The 24537-nt window shown below is 64.7% G+C and carries 19 protein-coding genes; 15 read left to right on the top strand and 4 right to left on the bottom strand.

All coding sequences use genetic code 11. The features are described from left to right. The first annotated feature begins 44 nt into the window (after nucleotides 1-44). Complete coding sequence (locus tag QA649_RS16115; protein WP_283025050.1) at nucleotides 45-1058, top strand: formamidase; 1014 nt, start codon at nucleotides 45-47, stop codon at nucleotides 1056-1058. A gap of 25 nt (nucleotides 1059-1083) precedes the next feature. On the opposite strand, the gene QA649_RS16110 is transcribed toward QA649_RS16115, so the two are convergent. After that, nucleotides 1084-2163, bottom strand: coding sequence for a lactonase family protein (locus QA649_RS16110; RefSeq protein WP_283025049.1), 1080 nt, complete (start codon nucleotides 2161-2163; stop codon nucleotides 1084-1086). 293 nt (nucleotides 2164-2456) lie between these two features. On the opposite strand from QA649_RS16110, the gene QA649_RS16105 reads away from it, so the two are divergent. From QA649_RS16105 to QA649_RS16090, 4 genes are all read left to right on the top strand, one after another. Beyond that, complete coding sequence (locus tag QA649_RS16105; protein ID WP_283025048.1) at nucleotides 2457-3341, top strand: GntR family transcriptional regulator; 885 nt, start codon at nucleotides 2457-2459, stop codon at nucleotides 3339-3341. Between the two features lie 129 nt (nucleotides 3342-3470). Further along, nucleotides 3471-4790 (top strand): MFS transporter, encoded by a 1320-nt coding sequence (locus QA649_RS16100; protein WP_283025047.1) that lies wholly within the window; start codon nucleotides 3471-3473, stop codon nucleotides 4788-4790. A 21-nt stretch (nucleotides 4791-4811) separates the two neighbouring features. Further along, nucleotides 4812-7472: an aconitate hydratase AcnA gene (gene acnA / locus QA649_RS16095; RefSeq protein WP_283025046.1), complete on the top strand. Its 2661-nt coding sequence runs from the start codon at nucleotides 4812-4814 to the stop codon at nucleotides 7470-7472. Nucleotides 7473-7575: 103 nt separating this feature from the next. Beyond that, nucleotides 7576-8895, top strand: a complete 1320-nt coding sequence (locus QA649_RS16090; RefSeq protein WP_283025045.1) for a dicarboxylate/amino acid:cation symporter — start codon at nucleotides 7576-7578, stop codon at nucleotides 8893-8895. Between the two features lie 9 nt (nucleotides 8896-8904). Here the strand turns inward: QA649_RS16090 and QA649_RS16085 are convergent, their stop codons facing one another. Continuing rightward, the gene (locus tag QA649_RS16085) at nucleotides 8905-10278 is read right to left on the bottom strand and encodes a hypothetical protein (protein WP_283025044.1); all 1374 of its coding nucleotides are present in this window, start codon (nucleotides 10276-10278) and stop codon (nucleotides 8905-8907) included. Nucleotides 10279-10384: 106 nt separating this feature from the next. Further along, nucleotides 10385-11641 carry an allantoate amidohydrolase gene (locus QA649_RS16080; protein ID WP_283026037.1) on the bottom strand — a complete coding sequence of 419 codons (1257 nt, stop codon included), beginning with the start codon at nucleotides 11639-11641 and terminating at the stop codon, nucleotides 10385-10387. Nucleotides 11642-12038: 397 nt separating this feature from the next. Between QA649_RS16080 and QA649_RS16075 the strand changes: the two genes are divergently transcribed. Genes QA649_RS16075 through QA649_RS16050 form a run of 6 tightly spaced genes read left to right on the top strand, consistent with a single transcriptional unit; the run spans nucleotide 12039 to nucleotide 17912 of the window. Then, nucleotides 12039-13151: a BMP family ABC transporter substrate-binding protein gene (locus QA649_RS16075; RefSeq protein WP_283025043.1), complete on the top strand. Its 1113-nt coding sequence runs from the start codon at nucleotides 12039-12041 to the stop codon at nucleotides 13149-13151. Then, entirely contained in the window at nucleotides 13148-14260 is a 1113-nt protein-coding gene (locus QA649_RS16070) for an ABC transporter permease (RefSeq protein ID WP_283025042.1), read from the top strand. Before QA649_RS16075 ends, QA649_RS16070 begins: the two co-directional genes overlap by 4 nt. Then, on the top strand, nucleotides 14260-15186 hold the full coding sequence (locus tag QA649_RS16065; protein WP_283025041.1) for an ABC transporter permease: 927 nt from the start codon (nucleotides 14260-14262) through the stop codon (nucleotides 15184-15186). The genes QA649_RS16070 and QA649_RS16065 overlap by 1 nt, the downstream gene beginning before the upstream one ends. A 14-nt stretch (nucleotides 15187-15200) precedes the next feature. After that, entirely contained in the window at nucleotides 15201-15884 is a 684-nt protein-coding gene (locus tag QA649_RS16060) for an isochorismatase family cysteine hydrolase (protein ID WP_283025040.1), read from the top strand. After that, entirely contained in the window at nucleotides 15881-17413 is a 1533-nt protein-coding gene (locus QA649_RS16055) for an ABC transporter ATP-binding protein (RefSeq protein WP_283025039.1), read from the top strand. Before QA649_RS16060 ends, QA649_RS16055 begins: the two co-directional genes overlap by 4 nt. Nucleotides 17414-17426: 13 nt before the next feature. Next, nucleotides 17427-17912: a nucleoside deaminase gene (locus tag QA649_RS16050; protein ID WP_283025038.1), complete on the top strand. Its 486-nt coding sequence runs from the start codon at nucleotides 17427-17429 to the stop codon at nucleotides 17910-17912. A 195-nt stretch (nucleotides 17913-18107) separates the two neighbouring features. Here the strand turns inward: QA649_RS16050 and QA649_RS16045 are convergent, their stop codons facing one another. Further along, a complete protein-coding gene (locus tag QA649_RS16045; RefSeq protein WP_283025037.1) occupies nucleotides 18108-19217 on the bottom strand; it encodes a hypothetical protein in 1110 nt (369 codons plus the stop codon). A gap of 583 nt (nucleotides 19218-19800) precedes the next feature. On the opposite strand from QA649_RS16045, the gene QA649_RS16040 reads away from it, so the two are divergent. The 4 genes from QA649_RS16040 to QA649_RS16025 all read left to right on the top strand — a co-directional run bounded on the left by QA649_RS16040 (nucleotide 19801) and on the right by QA649_RS16025 (nucleotide 24506). Next, complete coding sequence (locus tag QA649_RS16040) at nucleotides 19801-21372, top strand: ABC transporter ATP-binding protein (RefSeq protein WP_283025036.1); 1572 nt, start codon at nucleotides 19801-19803, stop codon at nucleotides 21370-21372. Beyond that, complete coding sequence (locus tag QA649_RS16035; protein WP_283025035.1) at nucleotides 21356-22447, top strand: ABC transporter permease; 1092 nt, start codon at nucleotides 21356-21358, stop codon at nucleotides 22445-22447. Before QA649_RS16040 ends, QA649_RS16035 begins: the two co-directional genes overlap by 17 nt. After that, nucleotides 22434-23351, top strand: coding sequence for an ABC transporter permease (locus QA649_RS16030; RefSeq protein WP_283025034.1), 918 nt, complete (start codon nucleotides 22434-22436; stop codon nucleotides 23349-23351). The genes QA649_RS16035 and QA649_RS16030 overlap by 14 nt, the downstream gene beginning before the upstream one ends. A gap of 78 nt (nucleotides 23352-23429) precedes the next feature. Then, complete coding sequence (locus QA649_RS16025; RefSeq protein ID WP_283025033.1) at nucleotides 23430-24506, top strand: BMP family ABC transporter substrate-binding protein; 1077 nt, start codon at nucleotides 23430-23432, stop codon at nucleotides 24504-24506. Nucleotides 24507-24537 lie beyond the last annotated feature (31 nt).

Here is a 24537-nt window from a genome sequence, read left to right as displayed (position 1 = left end):
GAACCGCGCGCAACGGCGCCGCGCGGACGGCAAGGGAGCTGGTCATGAACGGGCTTGGCGGATTGAACAAATCGCCTGAGGGCGTGATCGTTGGACTGGTTCAATTGCAGTTGCCTAACGTCGTGACCAAGGCCGATCTGGCCAAGCAGGCCGAGCGCATCGTCTGGATGGTCGGCAAGGCGCGCCGCAATCTCTCCACCATGGATCTGGTGGTGTTCCCCGAATACTCGCTGCACGGCCTCTCGATGGACACCAATCCCGAGATCATGTGCCGGCTCGACGGACCGGAGGTCGCGGCCTTCAAGAATGCCTGCGTCGACAATAAGATCTGGGGCTGCTTTTCCATCATGGAGTTCAACCCGCACGGCAATCCCTACAATTCCGGCCTGATCATCGACGACCACGGTGAGATCAAGCTCTACTACCGAAAACTTCATCCCTGGATACCTGTCGAGCCCTGGGAGCCCGGCGATATCGGCCTTCCCGTGATCGAGGGACCGAAGGGCGCCAAGATCGCGCTGATCATCTGCCATGACGGCATGTTCCCGGAGATGGCGCGGGAATGCGCCTACAAGGGCGCCGAGATCATGATCCGTACCGCCGGCTACACCGCGCCGATCCGCGAAGCCTGGCGCTTCACCAACCAAGCCAATTCGTTCCAGAACCTGATGGTCACGGCGAATGTCTGCATGTGCGGCTCGGACGGCTCGTTCGATTCCATGGGCGAAGGCATGATCGTCAATTTCGACGGCACCGTGCTGGCGCACGGCACCACCGGCCGCGCCGACGAGATCATCACCGCCGAGGTCCGGCCCGACCTCGTGCGCGAGGCCCGCATCAACTGGGGCGTCGAGAACAACATCTACCAGCTCTGGCACCGCGGCTATGTCGCGGTGAAGGGCGGCGCGATGGACTGCCCCTACACCTTCATGCAGGACATGGTCGCCGGCACCTTCCGATTGCCGTGGGAAGATCGGGTGAAGGTCACCGACGGCACCTCGTGCGGCTTCCCTGCCCCGACGCGGATGTTCGGCAGGACTGCCAAGGCGGCGGAGTGACTATGAACCCGACGGACCGTGCGTCCTAAGTAGCCGGCCTGAAGACGATGCAAACGGGACTTCCGACCTTCACGCTCTGGTCCGCCCGAACGATACGGCCAGTGTCGGCATTGCGGCCGAAGAGAACGGCCGTATCGCTGTCTTCATTCGCCGCAAACAGGAATCTGCCCGAAGGATCCAACACGAAAAAGCGCGGTGTCTTGCCGCCGCTCGCGGTCCAATCAACGGGCTTCAATCGTCCGCTCGCAGCATCGACAGCAAAGATCGCGATGCTGTCGTCACCGCGATTCGAGGCATAGACGAAGCGTCCATCCGCCGACACGGCGATCTCGGCGGCGCGGATGTTGCCCGTGAAGGCATCCGGAACCGCGGAAACGATCTGGAACGGGGCAAGCGCGCCGGTTGCGGGGTCGAAGTGGTAAGCCGTGACGGTCGAATCCAGTTCGTTGACGACATAAGCGAGGCGCCCGCCCGGATGAAACGCGACGTGGCGCGGTCCAGCGCCCTCGCGGGTCTGCACCGGTTTCGTTGCCTGCACGAGCTTTCCGGTCCCGGCATCGATTCGATAGGTGAAGACCAGATCGAGACCCTTGTCCGGCACGACGATGAATGCGCCCGACGGGTCGAACTCGACCTGATGCGGCTTGGCGAACGGCTGCTCGACCCGGTGCGGCCCGATCTTCCCTTCCAGCTTGACGAGATCGATCACCGCACCGAGCGAACCGTCGTCCCGGCGCGGCAATAGCGCGAGGGTGGAGGTGATGTGATTGGCGACCACGACGAACCGGTTGCCCGGGTCGACTGCGAGATGGACAGGGTTCTTTCCCTCCGTACTCTGGCGGTTGATCACGCTGAGCTTGCCGCTCGCAGGGTCGATCGCCATCGCGGTGATGTCACTGAGATCGCCATGCACCGTGTAGAGAAACCGGCGCGTCCTGTCGAAGGCGAGGAACGAAGGATTGACGAGATCACCGAGCAGCTGGACGTGGCGCCAGGCCCCGGTCGTATTGTCCATCACATAGACGTTGAGCCCGTCGCCGCGGGCATTGCGCTCCTTCGTGGTGCGCGCGCCGACATAGACGAAAGAGCGAGAGCCTTCGAGCATGGTGTCCTCCTTGTGGGCTCCCAGTGGTTGCGCATGTGCAGCGGGCAATGCAGTGGTCACGACGCCGGCGGCAATGAGCTGCGTGAACACGCGACGCGAGAGGCTCGCCCCATCGGGGCCGACGGACGACGCGTCGTGTACAACAGAATGTCCAGGCGTCATGATCTCCCCATATTGCTTTTTATTTTTTAAAACACAATTTACCGGAGAGCGCAAGGAGGACCTCCGCGCCCGCTTGTGCCGCGCCCGCCGTTGGGCGAAATCTCGATTGTCAGGACCAGCCCGAGTCGCCAATGCCACGCCCCAATCTCGCGACCCAGATGACAGCACGGATTCTCGATTACATCCGTGCCAACGGCTTGCAGGCCGAACAGCATCTGCCAAGCCAGACGCTCGCGGATGCGCTGCGGGTATCGCGTGCGCCGATCAACGCGGCGCTGCAGATCCTCGAAGACATGAAGATCGTGCGCTCCGAGCCCAACCGCGGCTTCTTCCTGGTCAAGGGCGCCGGCGAGCTTCCCGATCTGCCCGATGCGGAGGACACCGAGCCTGAGCGCGAGGACGAATGGTATTTCGCCATCGCAGAGGATCGTCTTGTGGGGAAGCTTCCGGACAAGGTCAGCGAGAACGAGCTGATGCGCCGTTACGGCCTCTCGCGCACGCGCCTGTTGAAGATCCTCACGAAAATTGCCGATGAAGGCTGGATCGAGCGTCTGCCCGGCAACGGCTGGGCATTCGGCCCGCTCCTCACCTCGCGCGAGAGCTACCAGCAGGGCTATCAATTGCGCGTGGCGCTTGAGCCGCAGGCCTTGCTGCTGCCTAGCTTCGAGATCGATCGCGCGGCCTTCGCTGCCGCACGCGAGCAGCAGCAATGGCTGCTCGATGGCGCCTATAAGCGCGCATCACGCTCAGAGATATTCGCTGCGAACGCCGAGTTCCACGAGATGCTGGTGGGCTGCGCGCGCAATCCGTTCTTTCTCGACGCGATCAAGCGCGTGAACCGGCTGCGCCGGCTGGTGGAGTACCGCATCACGGTGGACCGCAGCCGCCTGCCTATCCAGTGCCGCGAGCACATCAACATCCTGACTTTGCTGGAAAAAGGCCTGCGGCAGGAGGCGTCCGACTTCCTGCGCGTCCACATCGAGGGCGCCGGTCTGATCAAGGTCCCCAAGGTCTGATCCAGAAGGTCTGATTCAGACCGTATTGCATTTTATATTATAAAATGCATTAATGCCTGCAAGGCGCCCGCCTGCGGGGAGGTTGGCGTTGCCCGACAAGCCCCAGAAACGCAACCAGGGAACGCGCCAATGTCCGCCAGCACAGCGACCATCGAGCAGACCACCATGCGCAAGGTGCTTTGGCGCATCGTGCCCTATTGCTTCGGTCTCTACGTCATCTCCTATCTCGACCGCGCCAATATCGGCTATGCGGCGCTCCAGATGAACAAGGAGCTTGCACTATCGAGCGAAGCCTTCGGGTTCGCCGCCGGCATCTTCTTCATCGGCTATTTCATGTTCGAGGTGCCGAGCAACGTCGCGCTCAACAAATACGGCGCGCGCATCTGGATCTCGCGCATCCTGATCAGCTGGGGCATCGTCGCGACCGCAACCGCTTTCGTGCAGAGCGCGACGCAGCTCTACATTCTCCGCTTTCTGCTCGGCGTCGCCGAAGCGGGCTTCTTCCCCGGCATCATCATCTATCTGACCTACTGGTTCCGCGCCAAGGAGCAGGCCACGACGGTTGCACTGTTCACCGCCGCCATTCCGGTGTCCTACCTGATCGGCGCGCCGCTGAGCACCTGGATCATGGACCATGTCGGAGGCCTGGGCCTGAGCGGCTGGCGCTGGATGCTGCTGCTCGAAGGCGGCCCCGCCATCGTCGCCGGCATCCTCAACTACTTCATCATGACCGATCGCCCCGAGCAGGCGAAGTGGCTCACGCCGCAGGAGCGCGACTGGCTGACCGACGAGCTGCGCAAGGACCAGGCCGGCCGGCGCAACGTGCAGCACCTCGGAGTCATCGCCGCCATCACCAATCCGAAAGTGCTGTTCCTGTCGGTGATCTATTTCATCTACCAGGTCGGCAATCTCGGCATCGGATTGTGGATGCCGCAGATCATCAAGGGCCTCTCGTCGTCGCTGACGAATTTCGAGGTCGGGCTCATTGCCATGCTGCCCTACGCCTTTGCCACCGTGGTCATGGTGCTGTGGTCGCGCAACTCCGATCGCACCGGCGAGCGGCAAAAGCATTCGGCGATCCCGCTACTCTGGGGCGCGGTCGCGCTCGGGCTCACGGGGCTCGTGGTCCAGCCTGCGATCGCCATGACGCTGATCTCGCTGTCGCTTGCGGGCATCTACGCCTTCAAGTCGCCGTTCTGGTCGTTGCCCGGCCTGTTCCTGACGCGCTCGACGGCGGCGGTGTCGATCGCGGCGATCAACTCGATCGGCAATCTCGGCGGCTTCGCCGGTCCCTACGCCATCGGCGCCATCAAGGACTGGACCGGCAGCACCTATGGCGGGCTCCTGTTCCTCAGTGGCTTGCTGTTCGTATCGTTCCTGATGACCTGGTTCGCGCGGATGGAGAACGCGGACGAGACGCAGACGCAACCGGCCGAGCAACACGCCTGATCTCGCAGCCAGGATGGAAAGATGACCGCCTTCGCAACGCTTCTCAGTGGATCGCAGACCTATCGCATCGCCGACATCGCGGCCGTGGCGGGCGATAGCCTGCTTCGCCTGCCCATGATCCTGCGGATCCTGCTCGAGAACGTGTTGCGCAACGGCGGCGAAGAACAGGATGCATCGGTCGCCGCCATTCTCGGCTGGCTCGCCGACGGGCGCAGCGACCGCGAGATCGCGTTCCAGCCCTCACGCGTTCTCATGCACGACACGACTTGCGGCCCTGCGCTGGTCGATATCGCGGGCCTGCGCGCCTCGCTCGCGGAAGCCGGCGGCGATCCCAACCGCCTCAATCCGGTCCTTCCCGTCGACGTCTCGACCGATCACTCGCTCGGCGTCGACGTGTTCGCGCGCCCGGATGCGATGACGCTGAACATGGCGCACGAGCTCAAGCGCAACGGCGAACGCTATCGCTTCATGAAATGGGCAAGCCAGGCACTCGACGGAGTCCGCGTGCATCCGCCGGGCACCGGCATCATGCACACGCTGAACCTCGAGCGCCTCGCGAGTGTCGTGACGATCATGCCCCGCGACGGCCAGCTCTGGGCCATGCCCGACACGCTGATCGGCACCGACAGCCACACGCCCATGATCAATGGCATCGGCGTGCTCGCCTGGGGCGTCGGCGGGCTCGAGGCCGAAAGCGTGATGTTCGGCATGCCCGTGACCATGAGAGTCCCCGAAGTGGTCGGCGTCCGCCTGACGGGGCGCCTGCGCGAGGGCGTGCTCGCCACCGATCTCGCGCTGACCGTCACCGAACGCCTGCGCCGGATCGATCTCGCCGACCGCTTCGTCGAATTCTTCGGCCCCGGTATAGCCGCGCTCTCGGCCGGCGACCGTGCGGTTGTCGCCAACATGACGCCGGAGTTCGGCGGCAATTCCGGCTACTTCCCAATCGACGCCCGGGCGCTCGATTATCTCGGGCAGACCGGCCGGTCGCGAGAACAGCTCGCGCTGGTCGAGGCCTATGCGCGCCGCCAGAAGCTCTGGTTCGATCCGGCCGTCGAGCCCCGCTACACCGAGACGATCACCATCCACCTCGATGAGATCGAGGTGAGCCTCGCCGGCCCGCGCCGCCCGCAGGATCGCATTGCGGCCGGCAGGACAGCCGGGGCACTCGGCCTGGAGCGCTACGCTGCGACCGCAAACACGGATCGTACGAGCCCACCAGCCGACGGCGCGGTCGCGATCGCCGCGATCACGAGCTGCACCAACACATCCGACGCACGCCTCTTGATTGCCGCCGGCCTCCTCGCCCGCAAGGCGCGCCTGCGCGGGCTCAAGCCGCCTTGCTGGGTCAAGACTTCCCTCGCACCGGGCTCGCCGACTGCTGAGCGTTATCTGAAGCGCGCCGGTCTGCTCGACGATCTCGAAGCGCTGGGCTTTGGCATCGTCGGCTATGGCTGCACGACCTGCATCGGCAATTCGGGGCCGCTGGCGCCGGCCATGGCAGGCCCGGTCGCCGCGAAGCAGGCAAGGCCGGTGGCCGTGCTGTCGGGAAACCGCAACTTTCCGGGCCGTGTGCATTCGCAGATCGAGCTTGCGTTTCTCGCCTCGCCCCCGCTCGTCATCGCCTTTGCACTCGCCGGCGACGTCAACCGCAACATCCTGCAAGACCCGATCGGGCGCGATCATGCCGGCGCTGACGTGCGCCTTGCCGATCTCTGGCCGACCGGCCCTGAGATCGATGCGGCACTGGCCCGCGCCCGCGAAGCAGGCGACTTCAGCCGCGCCTACGACGCCGCAGAAGCGAGCGCCGACTGGGCCGCCTTCGAGGCCCCCGGCACGGCGCTGTTTCCCTGGGACGAGGCCTCGACCTACATTCGCCGCCCGCCCTTTGCGGATTTCGGCCGAGGCACGCGCCTCGGACATTATGCGGCAACGCCGTTGCTGGTGCTCGGCGACGACATCACGACGGACCACATCTCCCCGGCGGGCGCGATCGGAGCGAACAGCGAAGCGGCCCGCTATCTCGTCGCGCGTCGCGAGGATCCGCAAGACCTCAACGTCTTCGCCTCGCGTCGCGGCAATTGGGAGGTGATGCTGCGCGGGCTCTTCACCAACAAGAGCGTGCGCAACCTGCTCGATCCCGACTTGCCGCCCGGGCAGACGATCCTCGCAGGCTCCGGCGAACGCCTGCCACTACGTCTTGCGGCCGACCGCTATGCACAGGAGGGCCGTTCGGTCGTCATCGTGGCCGGTGAACGCTATGGCATGGGCTCCTCACGCGATTGGGCGGCGAAGGGCGTCGCTCTGCTTGGCATCCGCGCCGTGCTGGCGCTGAGCTTCGAGCGCATTCATCGCTCCAATCTGATCGGCATGGGCATCCTGCCGCTGCGCCTCCCCGCTGATCATCGGCCGCAATCGCTTGGGCTCAAAGAGGATGACACGATCGAGATCGACGCGTCCGTCGAAGCTGTCGCGCCACGCGCCGCGATCGGCGTTCGCATCCTGCGGGGCGGCGCCGAGATCGACCGCTTTACGGCCGTCGCCGCAGTCGAGACCAATCTGGAGTGCGAGACGCTGCGCATCGGCGGACTGCTGCCGCTGATCCTGCGTCGGCATTCGACTGAACCGGCCGACCAAGCGCGTAGACCGACCTCCTTACGGCCCGCTGGCGCGCCGGTTTGAGCCGCCTGAACGGCAGATTCCCGGTTTCCAGGAGGTAACCGCGACATTCTGGCACGGTTGTTGCTCCCTTTTGACGTCCAAGACGCGTCAAAGGGGAGTTCTCATGTCGACAATCGCCGCGGCATCCGCCGTCGAGCCGAAGCCGCTTTACACCTCGCTTTTCGTCCAGGTCCTGGCCGCGCTGGTGCTTGGCGTCATCCTGGGGATGGCCGTCCCGGATTTCGCGATCGGGCTCAAGATCCTCAGCGACGCCTTCCTGAAGCTGATCTCGATGATCGTGGCGCCGATCGTGTTCTGCGTCGTCGTCCACGGCATTGCCGGTGCCGGCGACCTCAAGAAGGTCGGTCGGGTCGGCGTCAAGGCGCTGGTCTATTTCGAGGTCATGACGACGGTGGCCCTCGTGGTCGGCCTCCTTCTCGCTTATCTCTTCGGCCCCGGCCACGGCATGAACATCGACCCCTCGACGCTGGATGCCAAGGCGCTCAACACCTATGCCGACAACGCTCACAAGCTGTCCGGCGGCGGCATCGGCGCCTTCCTGATGAACGTCATCCCGACCACCTCGTTCGATGCGCTGTCGCGCAACGACGTGCTCCAGGTGCTGTTCTTCGCCGTGCTGTTCGGCGTCGGCCTCGCTCTGGTCGGCGGCGAGAAGGGCGCGCTCGTCACCTCCATCATCGACGCGGCCTCCACAGTTCTGTTCCGCGTCATGGGGCTGATCGTCCGTATCGCGCCGCTCGGCGTACTCGGCGCGGTCGCCTACACCGTCGGCAAATACGGCGTGGGCTCCTTGAAGCAGCTCGTGTCGCTGGTGATGCTATTCTACGTCTCGGTCGGCATCTTCGTGCTGGGCGTGCTCGGCGGCGTCATGGCGCTCGCCGGCATCAACATCCTCAAATTCCTCGCCTACCTGCGCGAGGAGCTCACCATCGTGCTCGCGACCGCCTCGTCCGACGCGGTGCTGCCACAGATCATGAAGAAGCTGGAGCGGATGGGCGTGAAGGATTCCGTGGTCGGCCTCGTCATCCCGACCGGCTATTCCTTCAATCTCGACGCCTTCTCGATCTACCTGACACTGGCCGTCGTCTTCATCGCCCAGGCGACCAACACGCCGCTCTCGTTCGGCGATCTCCTGCTGGTGCTCGGCGTCTCGCTGATCACATCGAAGGGAGCGCATGGCGTGCCGGGCTCGGCCATCGTGATCCTGGCCGCGACGCTGAACGCGGTACCGAGCATCCCCGCGATCGGCCTCGTGCTGGTGCTCTCGGTCGACTGGTTCATCGGCATGGCCCGCGCACTCGGCAATCTCGTCGGCAACTGCGTGGCGACGGTCGTGGTGGCGGCCTGGGAAGGCGATCTCGACCGTGCCAAGGCTGCCAAGGTGCTCGAAGGCGGCGAACTCGTGGACGTGACGGCGGGATAACCCCGCCGATCAATCATTCCAGCGGAGGAGCGGCGTGCCATACGCCCTCCTCCAGACCGACAGGAAGCGCGGAAACCAGGAGTGGGCCACCGCGCCCTTGTAGGCCCAGGTGCGATATTTCAGGCCCTGCTCCGAGATCAGTTCCTGATAGCCGCCGTGGACCTCGGTCGCGGTGCGAATGTCCTTCAATATCCCTTGCGCGCAGGCCCGATAGGTGTTGCTCCCCGAGGCCTCATCGAAGTCCAGCATGCGATCCGCAAACTCGACATTGAAGGTCGGCCACGACGAACGCCCCTGATAGGCCGGCGCCGCGATCTTGTGGATCATCTTGTTGCGCGGATTATCCACCGACACCAGGAAGTGGAACGTGCTGGGGATGCGGAAGCGCGGCTCGGCGATGATCAGGTCGGCCGTCGCCGCAAACAGCGCGCGCTCGCTGGCATCGCTCATGTCCCAGAAACCGCGGTGCACGCTGACGAAATCCAGCGCGACCAGCGACACCGGCGCGCCCGCCGGACTATCCAGGGCATGCCTGACATAGCCGTCCTTGCCGAACAGGCGGAGCAGGTCCCTCTTGTACTGCGCGAGGTCGCGTCCGAGCAGCCGCTTCAGCTCGTTCTCGCCGACGATCCCGAGCTGCACGCCCCACACGAAGGTCGTGTAGACGCAGGCATTGGTGACGAAACGCCTGCGTTCGGCGCGCGTGTCCGTTGCCGCGGAGCGCGGCCCGCTGGCGTCGCACAGCAAATATCTGGTGCCGTCAGCGTCGAACGACTCCAGCTCGCTCGCGAGCTTCAGGATCGCACGCTTGAGGTCCCCGCCGTACTCGGCCAGCAACAGACGGCCGGCATGCGCGCATTGCGACATCGCCAGATAGGACGACGCCCTCTCCTCGGCAGAGAGCATCTGCTGGAGGCCGGCGATAATGCCGAGCAGCGTGTCCGAGGGCCGCGAGAAATAATTCACGCCGAGATACCGGCCGCGTCCCGCCGGAACGATGGTCGTCGTGACGACGTCGGCGCGAACCGCCTCCAGCAGCAGACGGACGCTCTTTTCGAGCAGACGGGCCCGGCGCACTGCGTCCTGCGCATCCATGATGGTCTCGGGGTCGAGGACATCGGGGTAGAACCAGGCGAAGTCGCGGGGGTAATAGGCGGAGGCGTGCGGTGCGCCGGTGACGAGGAAGGCCTCGGTCACCGAAAAGGCGCTGTCCATCGAGTGCCGGTAGAGGTCCTCGATGGCCGACAACGAATGAGGCGATTGTCGCAGAAATCGATCACCAAGAAAATTCACTGCCTGGAGAGCGTTGGCGACAAAGGTCGCAGCCATCCCCTGATAAAACCGGTTCTCACGATGTGATGGAAAAGAGATATCGCTGTTCATGTCCGTCAATCGGCTGATGTCTCGTGGCTCCGGTGATGGCGGCCACCATTTTAAACATGACTGATTCGTATCTCTACCCGGTGACTTGCGGGTTTGTGACGCTTGCCTAGGCCACCCGCGGCCTGAAATCCTCGATCACCCTGAGCAGCACCCGTGCGCCGGCGTCGGCATCAGCAAGCTCGACGTGCTCGTCCGGGTGATGGCTGATGCCGCCGCAGCAGCGGACGAAGATCATGCCGACATCGGCGATGTCGATCATGGCCATGCCGTCATGGCCTGCCCCGCTCGGCAGCTCGAACACGGAGAGACCTTCCGCAGCGATCGCCTGCGCGATCTGCTGCTTCAGCCAGGGTGCGCAGGGCGCGGTGCGATTCTCGTGAGTGACATCGAGCTGGAGTGCCAATTGCCTGCGCTTTGCGATCGCCTCGATCTGGCGGACGACGTCGGCAACCGCGCGCTTGCGGTGCATGTCGGTCGGCGCACGCATGTCGATGGTGAACGACACTTCGCCCGGAATGACGTTGGTCGCGCCCGGCCTCGCCTGGATGTAGCCGACGGTGCCAACGAGGCCGTCCTCGTCGGTGCGGCAGAACTGCTCGATGGCGCCGATGCATTCGGCAGCGCCGGTGAGCGCGTCGCGGCGTAGCGCCATCGGCACCGTGCCGGCGTGACCGGCCATGCCGGTCAGCCGCGCGGCAAGCCGTGTTGCGCCCGCAATCGCGGTGACCACGCCGACGGGCAGGTTCTGTGCTTCCAGCACCGGGCCCTGCTCGATGTGCAGTTCGAGATAGGCGAGCAGCTCGCGCCGGGCCCGCGCGGCCGCGCCGACGTGACCGGGATCGAGCCCAAACTGAACAAGGGCATCGCGCATCGACACGCCATCGCGGTCGCGCGTGTTCAAAACGCTCTCGTCAAAGGTGCCGGCCACCGCACGGCTGCCGAGCAGGGTCGAGGCAAAACGCACTCCCTCCTCGTCGGCGAAGCCGATGACCTCGATCGCAAACGGCAGGCGCTTGCCGCGGCGATTGAGATCGGCGACGCAGGCGATCGCGGTGATCACGCCAAGCGGCCCGTCCCATTTGCCGGCATCGCGCACGGTGTCGTAATGCGAGCCGAGCATCAGGCAGGGCGCGCCCGGCCGCTCACCTTCATACCGGCCGCAGACATTGCCGATCGCATCGAGATGCGCGCTCATGCCGGCGTCACGCATCCACCCCAGGATCAGGTCCGCGGCCGCGCGCAATTCCTTGCTGAGGTAGACGCGGGTGAGCTTGTCGGGCTCTTCCGAGATCGCAGCAAGCTCGTTGATGCGGCGGACGATCTCCTTGCCGAGCGATGCATCGTGAACGGTACCAGCGCCCATCTCGGCGAGCTTTCCATCTTCTGAGGACACGGCGGTCCTGACGACAATCGATACAAGTTCGGTGCCAGCGAAAATCCTCCGGCACCATCCGAGTCAGCGCGTGGTTAGCATGAATGCGCCTTGTCGGCCGACCGTCCGAAGCCGGTCATGCACATGTGGGAGCCGGTTAAGACTGCTTAACTCCACTGCATACAATCAGACAATACTGCTCATAAATTAATCTGCCACTTTCCTCACCAAGTTCTTGGTCGTTATTATATCCAATATATTTCAATAGCTTAATTGCTATTGCTCTATTCATAGCCTCTGGCACGAAGCTTGCGACATCTGATCCCGGCTCCGCCAGGCCGGCGCAGCCGCGAGATCAAGGCGGGTCATCCGCCAAGGGGAGCGAGCAATGGATATTGGCAGGATTTCACGACGTCATTTGTTGCAGGGCGGCGCGGCCCTCACCCTCGGCGCGGCGGCGGGCCTCCGCCCGGCCTTCGCGGCCGAGACCACCATCGGCTTCATCTATGTCGGCTCGCGCGACGACTATGGCTACAACCAGGCGCATGCACAGGGCGCGGCGGCACTGAAGAAGATTCCCGGCCTCAAGGTGGTCGAGGAGGAGAAAGTGCCGGAGACCGACGCGGTCGAGAAGACGATCGAGTCCATGATCAATCTCGATGGCGCCACCCTGCTCTTCCCGACCTCGTTCGGCTACTACAATCCGCACATGATCAAGATGGCCAGCAAGTACCCGAAGCTGCGCTTCGAGCACTGCGGCGGCCTCTGGAGCGACAAGGATCCCAAGAACGCCGGCAGCTATTTCGGCTACATCGACGAGGCCCAGTACATCTCGGGCATCGTCGCCGGCCTGACATCGAAGAGCGGCAAGCTCGGCTTCGTCGCTGCCAAACCGATCCCGCAGGTGCTGCGCAACATCAACGCCTTCACGCTTGGCGCCAAGTCCGTCAATCCAAAGGCCACCACGCAGGTGATCTTCACCGGCGACTGGTCGATGCCGGTCAAGGAGGCCGAAGCCACCAACAGCCTGATTGACCAGGGCGTGGACGTGCTCACCTGTCACGTCGATGGTCCCAAGACCATGGTCGAGAACGCCGCGCGGCGCGGCGCCTTCGTGTGCGGCTATCACACCAATCAGTCGGCGCTGGCACCCAGGGCCTATCTCACCGGCGCCGAATGGAACTGGGAAGCGCTCTATCCGAAGTTCGTCAAGATGATCGCGGCCGGCGAAGGCATCCCGAATTTCTACCGCGGCGGCCTGAAGGAAGAGATCGTGAAGGTCTCGCCCTACGGCGAAGCTGTCTCGGCCGAGGCGCGCAAGGCGGCCGACGAGGCCAAGGCAAAATTCCTGTCTGCGGAGGGCTTTGCCATCTTCAAGGGCGGCCTCGTCGACAACAAGGGCAAGACGGTGATCGCCGCCGGCACCGACCGAGGCCAGAAGGATCCTGAACTCGAGAAGATGGACTACCTCGTTGAGGGCGTGATCGGAGCGACTTCGTGACCGCGGAAACGGCGGATTCCACGGAAGCGGTCGGGACAGTTGCCCCGGCCGCCGATTCCGGCTTCCTCCAGCGTTACGGCGGCACGATCGAATATGTCCTGATCCCGGGCGCGGCGCTCGTCGGCGCGCTCGCGGTGTTCGGCATCTTCGTCGCGATGTTCGGCAAGAACCCGCTCGATCTCTATTTCTACATGTATTACGGCGCGTTCGGCACCTGGTTCTCCTGGCAGAACACGCTGACGCGCGCGGCGCCCCTGATCCTCACCGCGCTCTGCACGGCGCTGCCGGCGCAACTCGGCATGGTCATCATCGGCGGCGAAGGTGCGCTGCTGACCGGCGCACTGTCAGCGACCAGCGCCGCGCTCATGCTTCAGGGCATGCCGCCGCTCGTCGTGCAGATCGCCATGGTCTGCGCCGGCGTGATCGGCGGCGGCTCGTGGATCATGCTCTCCGGCGCCTTGCGGCAATATCGCGGCGTCAACGAAACCATCTCGAGCCTGCTGCTCGTCTACATCGCCCTCGCGATCCTCAACCATCTCGTCGAGGGGCTGATGCGCGATCCCGCCAGCCTCAACAAGCCGTCGACGCGTGAGATCGGCGCCGCCAACATGATCGGTTCCATTCCGGGCACCGATGTACATTGGGGCCTCGTCTTCGGCCTGATCGCCGCGATCGCCTCTTACATTCTGATCTATCACACCGTGTTCGGCTTCGCCGCGCGCGTCGCCGGCGGCAACATCCGCGCAGCGAAGATCGTCGGCCTCGGCGTCAGCAAGCTGATCCTGACCGTCTGTTTCCTCGCCGGCGGCGCAGCAGGCCTTGCCGGCATGGTCGAGGTCGCCGCCGTGCAGGGACGCACCAATGCCAACCTCGCGGCCGGCTACGGCTTCACCGGCATCCTTGTCGCCTTCCTCGCGCGGCAAAATCCGCTCGCCATCATTCCCGTCGCGATCCTGCTCGGCGGCATCAGCGCCAGCGGCGGCCTGCTGCAGCGCCGCCTGGGATTGCCCGATGCGTCCGTGCTGGTGCTTCAGGGCATCATCTTCGTCTTCGTGCTGGCCAGCGATGCGCTCTACGGCCGCATCGGATTCCTGAAAGGCAAGTCCTGATGGCAGACGGATCGATCGGCCTCTGGACCGTCCCACTCGCCGTGCTCGGCGGCGCCATTCGCGTCTCCACCCCGTTCCTGTTCGTGAGCCTGGGCGAATGCATCACCGAGCGCTCGGGCCGGATCAATCTCGGCCTCGAAGGCACGTTGGTGATGGGCGCGATGAGCGCGTACGGCATCTCTTATGTCACGGGATCGCCGTGGCTCGGCGTGCTCGCCGCCGGCATCACCGGCGCGCTGTTGGGCGCACTGCATGCCGGCATCTGCTCGCTGCCGCGCGTCAACGACGTCGCGGTCGGCATCGCCTTGATGCTGTTCGGCACCGGCCTTGCCTTCTATCTCGGCAAGCCGCTGATCGAGCCCACCGCGCCGCGGCTGCCCGCGATCGATTTCGGCTGGTGGAGCGACATCCCGCAGGTCCGCGCCGCGCTGCGCATCAACGTGCTGTTCCTGATCGGCGTGGTGCTGGCGCCGTTCCTGTACTGGGCCTTCCGCACCACGCGCTGGGGCCTGCTCATCCGCACTGCCGGCGAGAGCTCGGATGCCGCCCGGGCCATGGGCCATTCCGTGCTGCTGATCCGCCTGCGCGCGACCATGGTCGGGGGCTTCCTCGCCGGCATCGGCGGCTCCTTCTTGTCGCTGTTCTATCCCGGGAGCTGGAACGAGGGCCTCTCCTCCGGCCAGGGCATCACCGCCGTGGCGCTCGTGATCTTCGCGCGCTGGGATCCCCTGCTCTGCCTGTGGGCCTCGCTCGCCTTCGGCGGCGCCGCGGCGCTGGGACCGGCGCTGCAATCGGTCGGCGTCACCTCAGGCTATCACCTCTTCAACGCCGCGCCCTACATCCTGACGCTGGCGATCATGATCATCACCTGCTCGCCGAAGCGAACACTGACCGGCGCGCCCGCCGAACTCTCGATCACACGATAACGCACGAGTCATCCATGCCCGAGCGCTACATCAAGTCCGAGCCCTATGCCTGGCCCTATAATGGTGACCTCCGGCCCGAGAACACGGCGCTGATCATCATCGACATGCAGACAGATTTCTGCGGCGTCGGCGGCTATGTCGACAAGATGGGCTACGACCTCTCCCTGACGCGGGCGCCGATCGAGCCGATCAAGAGGCTGCTCGCCGCGATGCGGAAGCAAGGCTTTCACATCATCCATACCCGCGAGGGCCATCGCCCCGATCTCTCCGACCTGCCCGCCAACAAGCGCTGGCGCTCGCGCCAGATCGGCGCCGGCATCGGCGACCCCGGTCCGTGCGGCCGCATCCTGGTGCGCGGCGAGCCCGGCTGGGACATCATCGAGGAGTTGGCGCCACTGCCGGGCGAGCCCATCATCGACAAGCCCGGCAAGGGCTCGTTCTGCGCCACCGATCTGGAGCTGATCCTGCGCGTTCGCGGCATCGAGAACATCGTGCTATCAGGCATCACCACCGACGTCTGCGTCCACACCACCATGCGCGAGGCCAACGACCGCGGCTTCGAATGCGTCCTGCTGCACGATTGCTGCGGCGCCACCGACAAGAGCAACCACGACCACGCGCTGAAGATGATCAAGATGCAGGGCGGCGTGTTCGGCGCGGTCTCGACCTCGGATGCCTTCATCGGAGCGATTTCGTGATCATCGGCGAAACGCCACCGCCGTCAGGTGCCTTCGGCGTCGATGCCGTCGCCATGACCATGCGCTTCGGCGACTTCCTGGCGCTGGACAATGTCGAACTGAAGGTGCGACCGGGCTCGTTCCACGCCCTGCTCGGCGAGAACGGCGCCGGCAAGTCGACCCTCGTCAAATGCATCATGGGCTATTATCACGCGACCGAGGGCGACATCCTCGTCGGCGGCCGCGAACAGGCCATCGCCAACCCGAAGGACGCCCATGCACTCGGCCTCGGCATGGTCTACCAGCATTTCACGCTGGTGCCCGCCATGACGGTTGCCGAAAACCTCGTGCTAGCGCGCGACAATGTTCCGGCCGTGGTGAACTGGCCAAAGGAGATGAAGGAGCTCGAAGCCTTCCTGGCGCGGATGCCCTTCAAGGTGCCGCTCTCAGCCAAGGTCTCCGACATCTCCGCCGGCGAGCGCCAAAAGTGCGAGATCCTGAAGCAGCTCTATCTGAAGCGGCGCTTCCTGATCCTGGACGAGCCGACCTCGGTGCTGACACCGGCGGAAGCCGACGAAGTGCTCGGCATGCTCCGCGACATGGTGGTCAGGGGCGAGCTGACCATCCTGATGATCACGCACAAGTTCCGCGAGGTCATGGCCTTCGCCGACGAGGTCACCATCCTGCGCCGCGGCAAGCTCGCCGGCGCCGGCAAGGTCGCCGAGCTGACGCCGGATGCGATGGCGCGCACCATGATCGGCGCCGAGGAGCTGACCGTGCAGCCGCCGCGCACCGGCGAAGCCGGTCAGGCGCGACTGGAGCTGCAAAAGCTCCGCGCGCTCGACGATGCCGGCGCGATCGCCGTGCACGATGTTTCCCTGACCGTGCGCGCCGGGGAGATCGTCGGCATCGCCGGCGTTTCCGGCAACGGCCAGCGCCAGCTCGTCGAGGTCTTGGCCGGCCAGCGCGAGGCCGAGAGCGGCGAAGTGCGCGTCGCCGGCGATCCCTATCACGCCAGGCGCGAGGAGATGCGGCGCCACAGGATGTCGCTGCTGCCCGAGGAGCCACTGAAGAACGCTTGCGTCGGCGGCATGAGCGTCGCCGACAACATCGCCTTCCGCGAATTCGACCGCGCCCCCTTTGCAAGCGGTGGCTGGTGGCTCAATCGCAGCGCCTTCCATAGCGACGCCAGGAAGAAGATCGCCCAGTACAAGATCAAGACCCGTACGCCGGATACGCCGATCTCGGCGCTGTCGGGCGGCAACGTCCAGCGCGCCGTGCTCGCCCGCGAGCTCGCGGGCGACGTCGAGGTGCTGGTCGCGGCCAATCCCTGCTTCGGCCTCGACTTCGCGGCGGTGGCGCAGATCCACGCCGAGATCATGGCGGCGCGCAACCGCGGCGCCGCGGTGCTGCTCGTCAGCGAGGATCTCGACGAATTGCTCGAACTGTCCGACAGGCTGGTGGTGATGTTCCACGGCGAATTCGTGTATGAAGTACGGACCAGCGAAGCCGACCTCACCGTGATCGGCCGGCACATGGCGGGGCATTGATCGCGGAGGAGCGATGAGCGAGGCAACCGAACGCGACGAACACTTTTTACGTTTGTCCTTCGCGGTCGCCCGGCGCTCGCTCACCCATGGCAACCATCCCTTCGGCTGTATCGTCGTCGATGCCGACGGCAAGGTGCTGATCGAGACCGAGAACGGCTACATGCCGAACCGCGACGGTACCGCGCATGCCGAGCGCCTCGCAGCTACCCAGGCCTGCCGCACGCTCGATCGCGATGTGCTGGCCAAGGCCACGCTCTATTCCTCGGCCGAGCCCTGCGCCATGTGCGCCGGCGCAATCTACTGGGCCGGCATCGGCCGCGTCGTCTATGGCCTCAGCGAGCACCGCCTGCGCGGCGTCACCGGCAACCACCCAGAGAACCCGACGCTGGACCTGCCCTGCCGCGAGGTGTTTGCCAGCGGCCAGCGGCCGACGGAGGTGATTGGCCCGTTGCTCGAAGACGAGGCCGAAGCCCTGCACGACGGCGTGTGGACGAAGTAGCAACTCCGAAAACCGGTATCGTAGGGTGGGCAAAGGCGCCCTTGCGCCGTGCCCACCATCTCGGTGGCAGCAGAAGTGGTGGGCACGCTTCGCTTTGCCCACCCTACGGTAGCTGCGGTTCCCTCCTCAAACGAAGATGGCGCCGCGGAGGCTTGACGCGGCGCCATCGTCTTTCACCTGAAACGCCTCAGGTGATCAGAACTTCACGGTGATACCGGAGTAGAGCGAGGACTCGGTGCAGGACCCGGTGCTCACCTTCGCCCCACCGACCAGGGTGGTGCAGGCAACTGCGTTGTTGTGATCAAGGCCGAACTTGTTCTGCCAATAACGATAGGCCACCCAGACGTCCACGAAGTGCGAGTACTTGTCACCCCAGATCGCCTTCGAGGCATCCATCGTCAGGCGGATCGGCTCCGAGTTGAACTCGACCTTGGTCGGATAGACGCCGTTGGCCACGCTGGCCGGCAGCGGCTCGGTATCCGTTCCCTTCTTGCCATACCAGCCGGCGCGGCCGCTGATCGAGAAATACTGCATGTTCGGCGGCAGGAAGCCGAGGTCCATGTAGTAGTTGGTCTCGATCGCCCAGGTCGGCTTGAACGAGGTGTTGCCGTCGGTCAGACACGGGGCCATCCAGCCTGCGCCGCACTGCGAGAACGAATTGTGGTTCGCGAACTCCCAATACACCAGAGGCGCCACGTTGAAGTAGCCCTTGTAGGGAAGGTCGAAGGCAAACTGCAGACCGGCCACCACGTCGCGCTTGGCGGCGCCGAAATAGCGGTTCTCGGTGTTGGCGTCCATGCCAACCTCGAACGAGATGTTGTGCAGCGGCCCTTGCGTGAAGGCCTTGGTGTTGAAGAGCTCGTTCCAGCCGAAGGTCGAGCGGAACAGGCCATAGATTTCGGTCGCGCCGGCGCAGCTTGCCGGTGTGAATGCGAAGCCTGCCGCCGGCGAAACGATACCGCCGGTCTGCGTGCAGGGACCCGCCGGATCGTTGTGGTCCGACTTGAACATCGAGATGGTGAAGAAGTTGGTGCCGTAAGCCCAGGCGTCGAAGTGGGTGAAGGAGTAGACCTGCTTCGTCGTCTTCGAGTTGATCACACCATTGGTGTTGGTGAAGGCGCCGGGCTGGCTTGCGTCGAAGATGTAGGAGAACGTGACGCGGTTGTCGATCACCAGGAAGAACGGAAGGTCCGGCGCCTTCTTGGCGGCCTTGACCGGCAGATCCGCCGCGTGAGCCCAGCCGCCGATGGCCAGCGTAGCAAGTGACAGCGCCGTTGCTGCAACTGCCTTGAAACGAAACGACATCCTGAATACCCCCAAGTTTGGACACGTAAAAATGAACGCCCTTGGGTGCGACACTTGCGCCGATATCCCGGAGTGAGAAGCCTCAACTTTTTTCAAGGCATGCCGCTTGTTTCGGCAGTGACCGACAGTCTCCTTCGGGATTTTGAGTGCATTTGCGGGCCATGCGCATCGTCACGCGACGATACGCGGCTAGCCATTGCCAGACATTCCCGTTTGATTTTGTTCGCATTTCGTGTCGAACGAACAAGGCGGGCCGAATTACCGACGGCGCATGATGCGGCGATCCGACATTGCATACGCATTCTGGCGCGATTTTGCTCAGCGTCAGGTCAAGGCTGCACAGTGGGTTCCGATTTGGTTTGTACCGTCACAAATTTGCAACAGGCGTCACGCGCGAGCACGGCCCTCATCGGACGGTCCGAAGGGCGCGCGAGCACGATCCGCGCCCGGTGAGAGCCACGACTTGCCGACACCACGCGCCTGCCGAAGCGTTGAGCAAGGGATGACGCTTTTTCACACCTTACGCCGCGGTTCAAACTAGCCCACTATTGAGGCACTTCATCCCATGCAAGCGCATCAGCGAATGTTAGATCCGACGCCTAACGGCCTGCATTCCGGCGAGTCCCCGTTACTTCAGACGCTCGGGCTCACCAAGCGCTATGGCGATTTCCTCGCCAACGATTCCATCGACATCGACATCTGGCCCAAGGAGATTCACGCCCTGCTCGGCGAGAACGGCGCCGGCAAGTCGACGCTGGTCAAGGCGATCTACGGGCTGATCCAGCCGAGTGCCGGCGAGATCCGCTGGCAGGGCGAGCGAATCGTGCTGTCAGGCCCGTCCGAAGCGCGCAGCCGCGGTATCGGCATGGTGTTCCAGCACTTCTCGCTGTTCGACAACCTCACCGTCGCCGAGAACGTCGCGCTGGGCCTCGACGGGAAGGAATCCTTTAAGGACATGTCGGCGCGGCTGGAGCAGGTGTCGAAGACCTATGGGCTGCCGCTCGATCCCAGGCGCGAGGTCTGGCAATTGTCGGTCGGCGAGCGTCAGCGCATCGAGATCGTCCGCGCCCTGATGCAGGATCCGAAATTCCTGATCCTGGACGAGCCCACCGCGGTGCTGACGCCGCAGGAGGCCGACCAGCTCTTCATCGTGCTGGAGCGCCTCAAGGCCGAAGGCCGCGCCATCCTCTATATCAGCCACAAGCTGGAGGAGGTGAAGCGCCTCTGCGACACCGCAACGATCCTGCGCGGCGGCAAGAAGGTCGAGACCTGCAATCCCAGGCTGGAGACCGCAGCTTCGCTCGCCCGCATGATGGTCGGCGGCGAGATCAAGGAAGTGAAGGCTCCCGCCGGCCGGCAGACGACGGTGCCGCGCCTCGTCGTCAACGATCTCTCGCTCGCGCCGAGCGAGGCCCACGGCGTGCGGCTCGAGCACATCTCGTTCGAGCTGAAGGGCGGCGAGATCCTCGGCATCGCCGGCGTCGCCGGCAACGGCCAGGACGAGCTCTTTGCCGCGCTCTCCGGCGAGCGGCTCTCCAAGGATCCCGGCACCGTGGTGATCGAAGGCATCGCCGCCGGCCACCTCTCGATCACGCGGCGCCGCAAGCTCGGCGCGGCTTTCGTTCCCGAGGAGCGGCTCGGCCATGGCACCGCGCCACGCATGAAGCTGTCGGAGAACGCGTTGCTGACCGGGCACGCCGCCAGCGGCATGGTCCATCACGGCTTCATCGACACCGCGGCCACGCTGAAGACCGTCGACCGCGCAACCGAGACGTTCGACGTCCGCAAGGCCAAGCGCGATCCCGAAGCCGCGAGCCTGTCCGGCGGCAATCTGCAGAAGTTCATCGTGGGACGCGAGATCCTGCGCAACCCCGCGGTGCTGGTGGTGAGCCAGCCGACCTGGGGCGTCGACGCAGGCGCCGCCGCTGTCATCCGCCAGGCGCTGCTCGATCTCGCAACCGCGGGCGCCGCCGTGCTGGTGACCAGCCAGGATCTCGACGAGCTCGCGGAGATCGCCGATCGCATTGCCGTGATGTTCCACGGCCGGCTCTCGGCCCCGCTCGCGACAAGTGAGGCGACCCGCGAAAAGCTCGGCCTTCTCATGGGCGGCAGCAGCCTGGAGCCGAAGGAGGCCGCGCATGCAGTTGGTGCTTGAGAAGCGCGCCGAGCGCTCTGGCACGATCGCGCTGGTCTCGCCGCTGATCGCGATCGGCCTGACGATCGTCACCATGGTCATCCTGTTCGCGATCCTCGGCAAGAATCCGCTGCTCGCGCTGCATGCCTATTTCATCGCGCCCTTGACGGACGGCTACTCGCTGCAGGAGATCGCGGTGAAGGCGACGCCGCTGGTGATGATCGCCATCGGCCTGTCGCTCTGTTATCTCGCCAATGCCTGGAACATCGGCGCCGAGGGGCAATTCCTGATCGGCGCCGTCGCCGGAAGCTGGATCGCGGTGAAGACGCAGGGCACCGATGCCGGCGCCTGGGTGTTGCCGGCGATGCTCGTGCTCGCGGCCGCCGCCGGCGCGCTCTATGCGCTGATCCCGGCGATCTGCAAGGTGAAGTTCGGCGCCAGCGAGATCCTGACAAGCCTGATGCTGGTCTATGTCGCCGACCTGTTTCTCGACTATCTCGTGCGCGGTCCCTGGCGCGATCCGCACGGCTTCAATTTCCCGACCACCGCCGAGTTCGATCCGGTCGCAACCGTTCCGCTGTTGATCGAAGGCGGGCGACTGCATCTCGGCTCGATCATCGCACTGCTCGTCGTTGCAGCAGCCGCCATCCTGCTCGGGCGTACCATCAAGGGTTTTGAGATCCGCGTGGTCGGCGCCGCGCCGCGCGCAGCACGGTTCGGCGGTTTCAACGCCAACCAGCTGATCATCCTGACCTTCGCCGTCTCCGGCGCGCTGGCGGGCCTTGCCGGCATTATCGAGGTCGCAGGTCCCGTCGGGCATCTCCAGCCCGGCATTTCGCCGGGCTACGGCTTTACCGCGATCATCGTCGCCTTCCTCGGCCGGCTGAATCCGCTTGGAATATTAATTGCAGGCCTTTTTCTCGCACTGACCTTTATCGGCGGCGAGCAAGCGCAGATCGCGATGAAGATCCCGCTGGATGTCACCAAGGTGTTTCAGGGCATTCTGCTGTTCTACGTGCTCGCCTGCGACTCCCTCATCCTCTACCGCTTCAAGCTGGTCTTCCCGAACCGACAGGTGGCCAGTGGAACTCATTGAAGCCATCATCCTCGCGGTACTCGCCGCCTCGACGCCCCTGCTGATCGCCGCGACCGGCGAGCTCGTGACCGAACGCTCCGGCGTGCTCAATCTCGGCGTCGAGGGCATGATGATCGTCGGCGCGGCCTGCGGCTTTGCCGGTGCGTGGCTCACCGGCTCGATTCTGATCGGCGCGCTGTTCGGCATTGTCGCGGGCGCCCTGATGTCGCTGGTGTTCGCACTGATGGCGCTCGGGCTCGCCGTCAACCAGGTTGCGACGGGGCTCGCGCTGACCATTCTCGGCATCGGACTGTCAGGCCTGATCGGCGCGGGCTTCGTCGGCGAGCGCATCACGCCGGCCGTGCACCTCTATATTCCCGGCCTCACCGACATTCCGCTGATCGGCCGCGTGCTGTTCGGCGAGGACGGCTTCGTCTATTTCTCCATCGCACTGATCGTCGGCGTCTGGTGGTTCCTGTACCGCACGCGGGCGGGATTGATCCTGCGCGCCTGCGGCGACAACCACGTCTCCGCGCATGCGCTCGGCTATCCGGTGCTGCGCATCCGCACCTTCGCCGTGATGTTCGGCGGCGCCTGTGCGGGACTTGCCGGCGCCTATCTGCCGCTCGCCTATACGCCCTTCTTCATTCCCGGCATGACCGCCGGCCGCGGCTGGATCGCGCTGGCGCTGGTGGTGTTCGCGTCCTGGCGGCCTGGCCGCCTCGTGGTCGGCGCCTATCTGTTCGGTGCGGTGACGATCCTGCAACTGCATGCGCAAGGCTGGGGCGTCGGCATTCCCTCGCAGTTCATGTCGGCGCTGCCTTATCTCGCGACCGTCATCGTGCTCGTCCTGCTCTCCCGCGCGCGCACCGGCGGCTCGACCGCGCCGGCCGCGCTCGGCACCGTGTTCGTGCCTGATCGCTAGCGTTTCATTTCCGCGGCGTGCGCGATGGGGCGCGCACGTTGCGGATCGTGGCTTACCCCTGATGTTTGGAGATTGATGATGAGGAAATCACTTCTTGCGCTGACTGCCGGGCTGTTGCTTGCCGGGAGCGTCAGCGCAGCCTCCGCCGCCGACAAGCTGAAGGTCGGCTTCATTTACCTGGGCCCGATCGGAGACCTCGGCTGGACCTACCAGCATGACGTCGGCCGACAGGCGCTGGTGAAAGAATTGGGCGACAAGATCGAGACCACCTATCTCGAGAACGTGCCCGAAGGCCCCGACGCCGAGCGCGCCATCGAGCAGCTCGTCCGCGCCGGCAACAAGCTGATCTTCACGACGTCGTTCGGCTACATGGACCCGACGCTGAAGGTCGCCAAGAAGTATCCGAACGTGCATTTCGAGCACGCCACCGGCTACAAGCGCGACAAGAACATGTCGACCTATTCGGCCAAATGGTACCAGGGCCGCTACATCCAGGGCCTGATCGCGGCCAAGATGTCGAAGTCCGGCGTGCTCGGCTATATCGGCTCGTTCCCGATTCCCGAGGTCGTCTCCGGCATCAACGCGACGATCCTGGCGGCGCAGACCATCAACCCGAACATCAAGGTCAAGATCATCTGGGCCAACACCTGGTTCGATCCGGGCAAGGAGGCCGACGCCGCCAAGGCGCTGATCGACCAGGGCGCCGACGTGATCATGCAGCACACGGATTCGCCGGCCGCCATGCAGATTGCCAGCGAGCGCGGCAAGCTCGCCTTCGGCCAGGATTCCGAGATGATCAAGTTCGGGCCCAAGACCCAGCTGACCTCGATCCTCGACACTTGGGGCCCCTACTACATCGAGCGCGTCAAGGCCGAGCTGGCCGGAACCTGGAAGTCCGAAGACACCTGGGGCGGCCTCGACAGCCACATGTTCGCGATGGCGCCCTACACCAACATGCCCGACGACGTGAAAAAGATGGCCGAGGATGCCCAGGCCGCGATCACCGCGGGGAAGCTGCATCCGTTCAAGTGCCCGGTCATTGGGCAGGACGGCAAGGAGGTCGAGTGCAAGGGCGGCGCCAATCTCGCTGACGGCCAGATCCTCGGCATGAATTTCTACGTGAAAGGCATCGACGACAAGCTGCCGGGCAAGTAGCACGCTTCTTGCATTCCCTAAATCACCTGCT

Origin of the sequence: Bradyrhizobium sp. CB1717 (assembly GCF_029714325.1) — a bacterium.
GTDB lineage: Bacteria > Pseudomonadota > Alphaproteobacteria > Rhizobiales > Xanthobacteraceae > Bradyrhizobium.
Note: the sequence above shows the minus strand (reverse complement) of the source record. Positions and strands in the feature narration are given on the sequence as shown.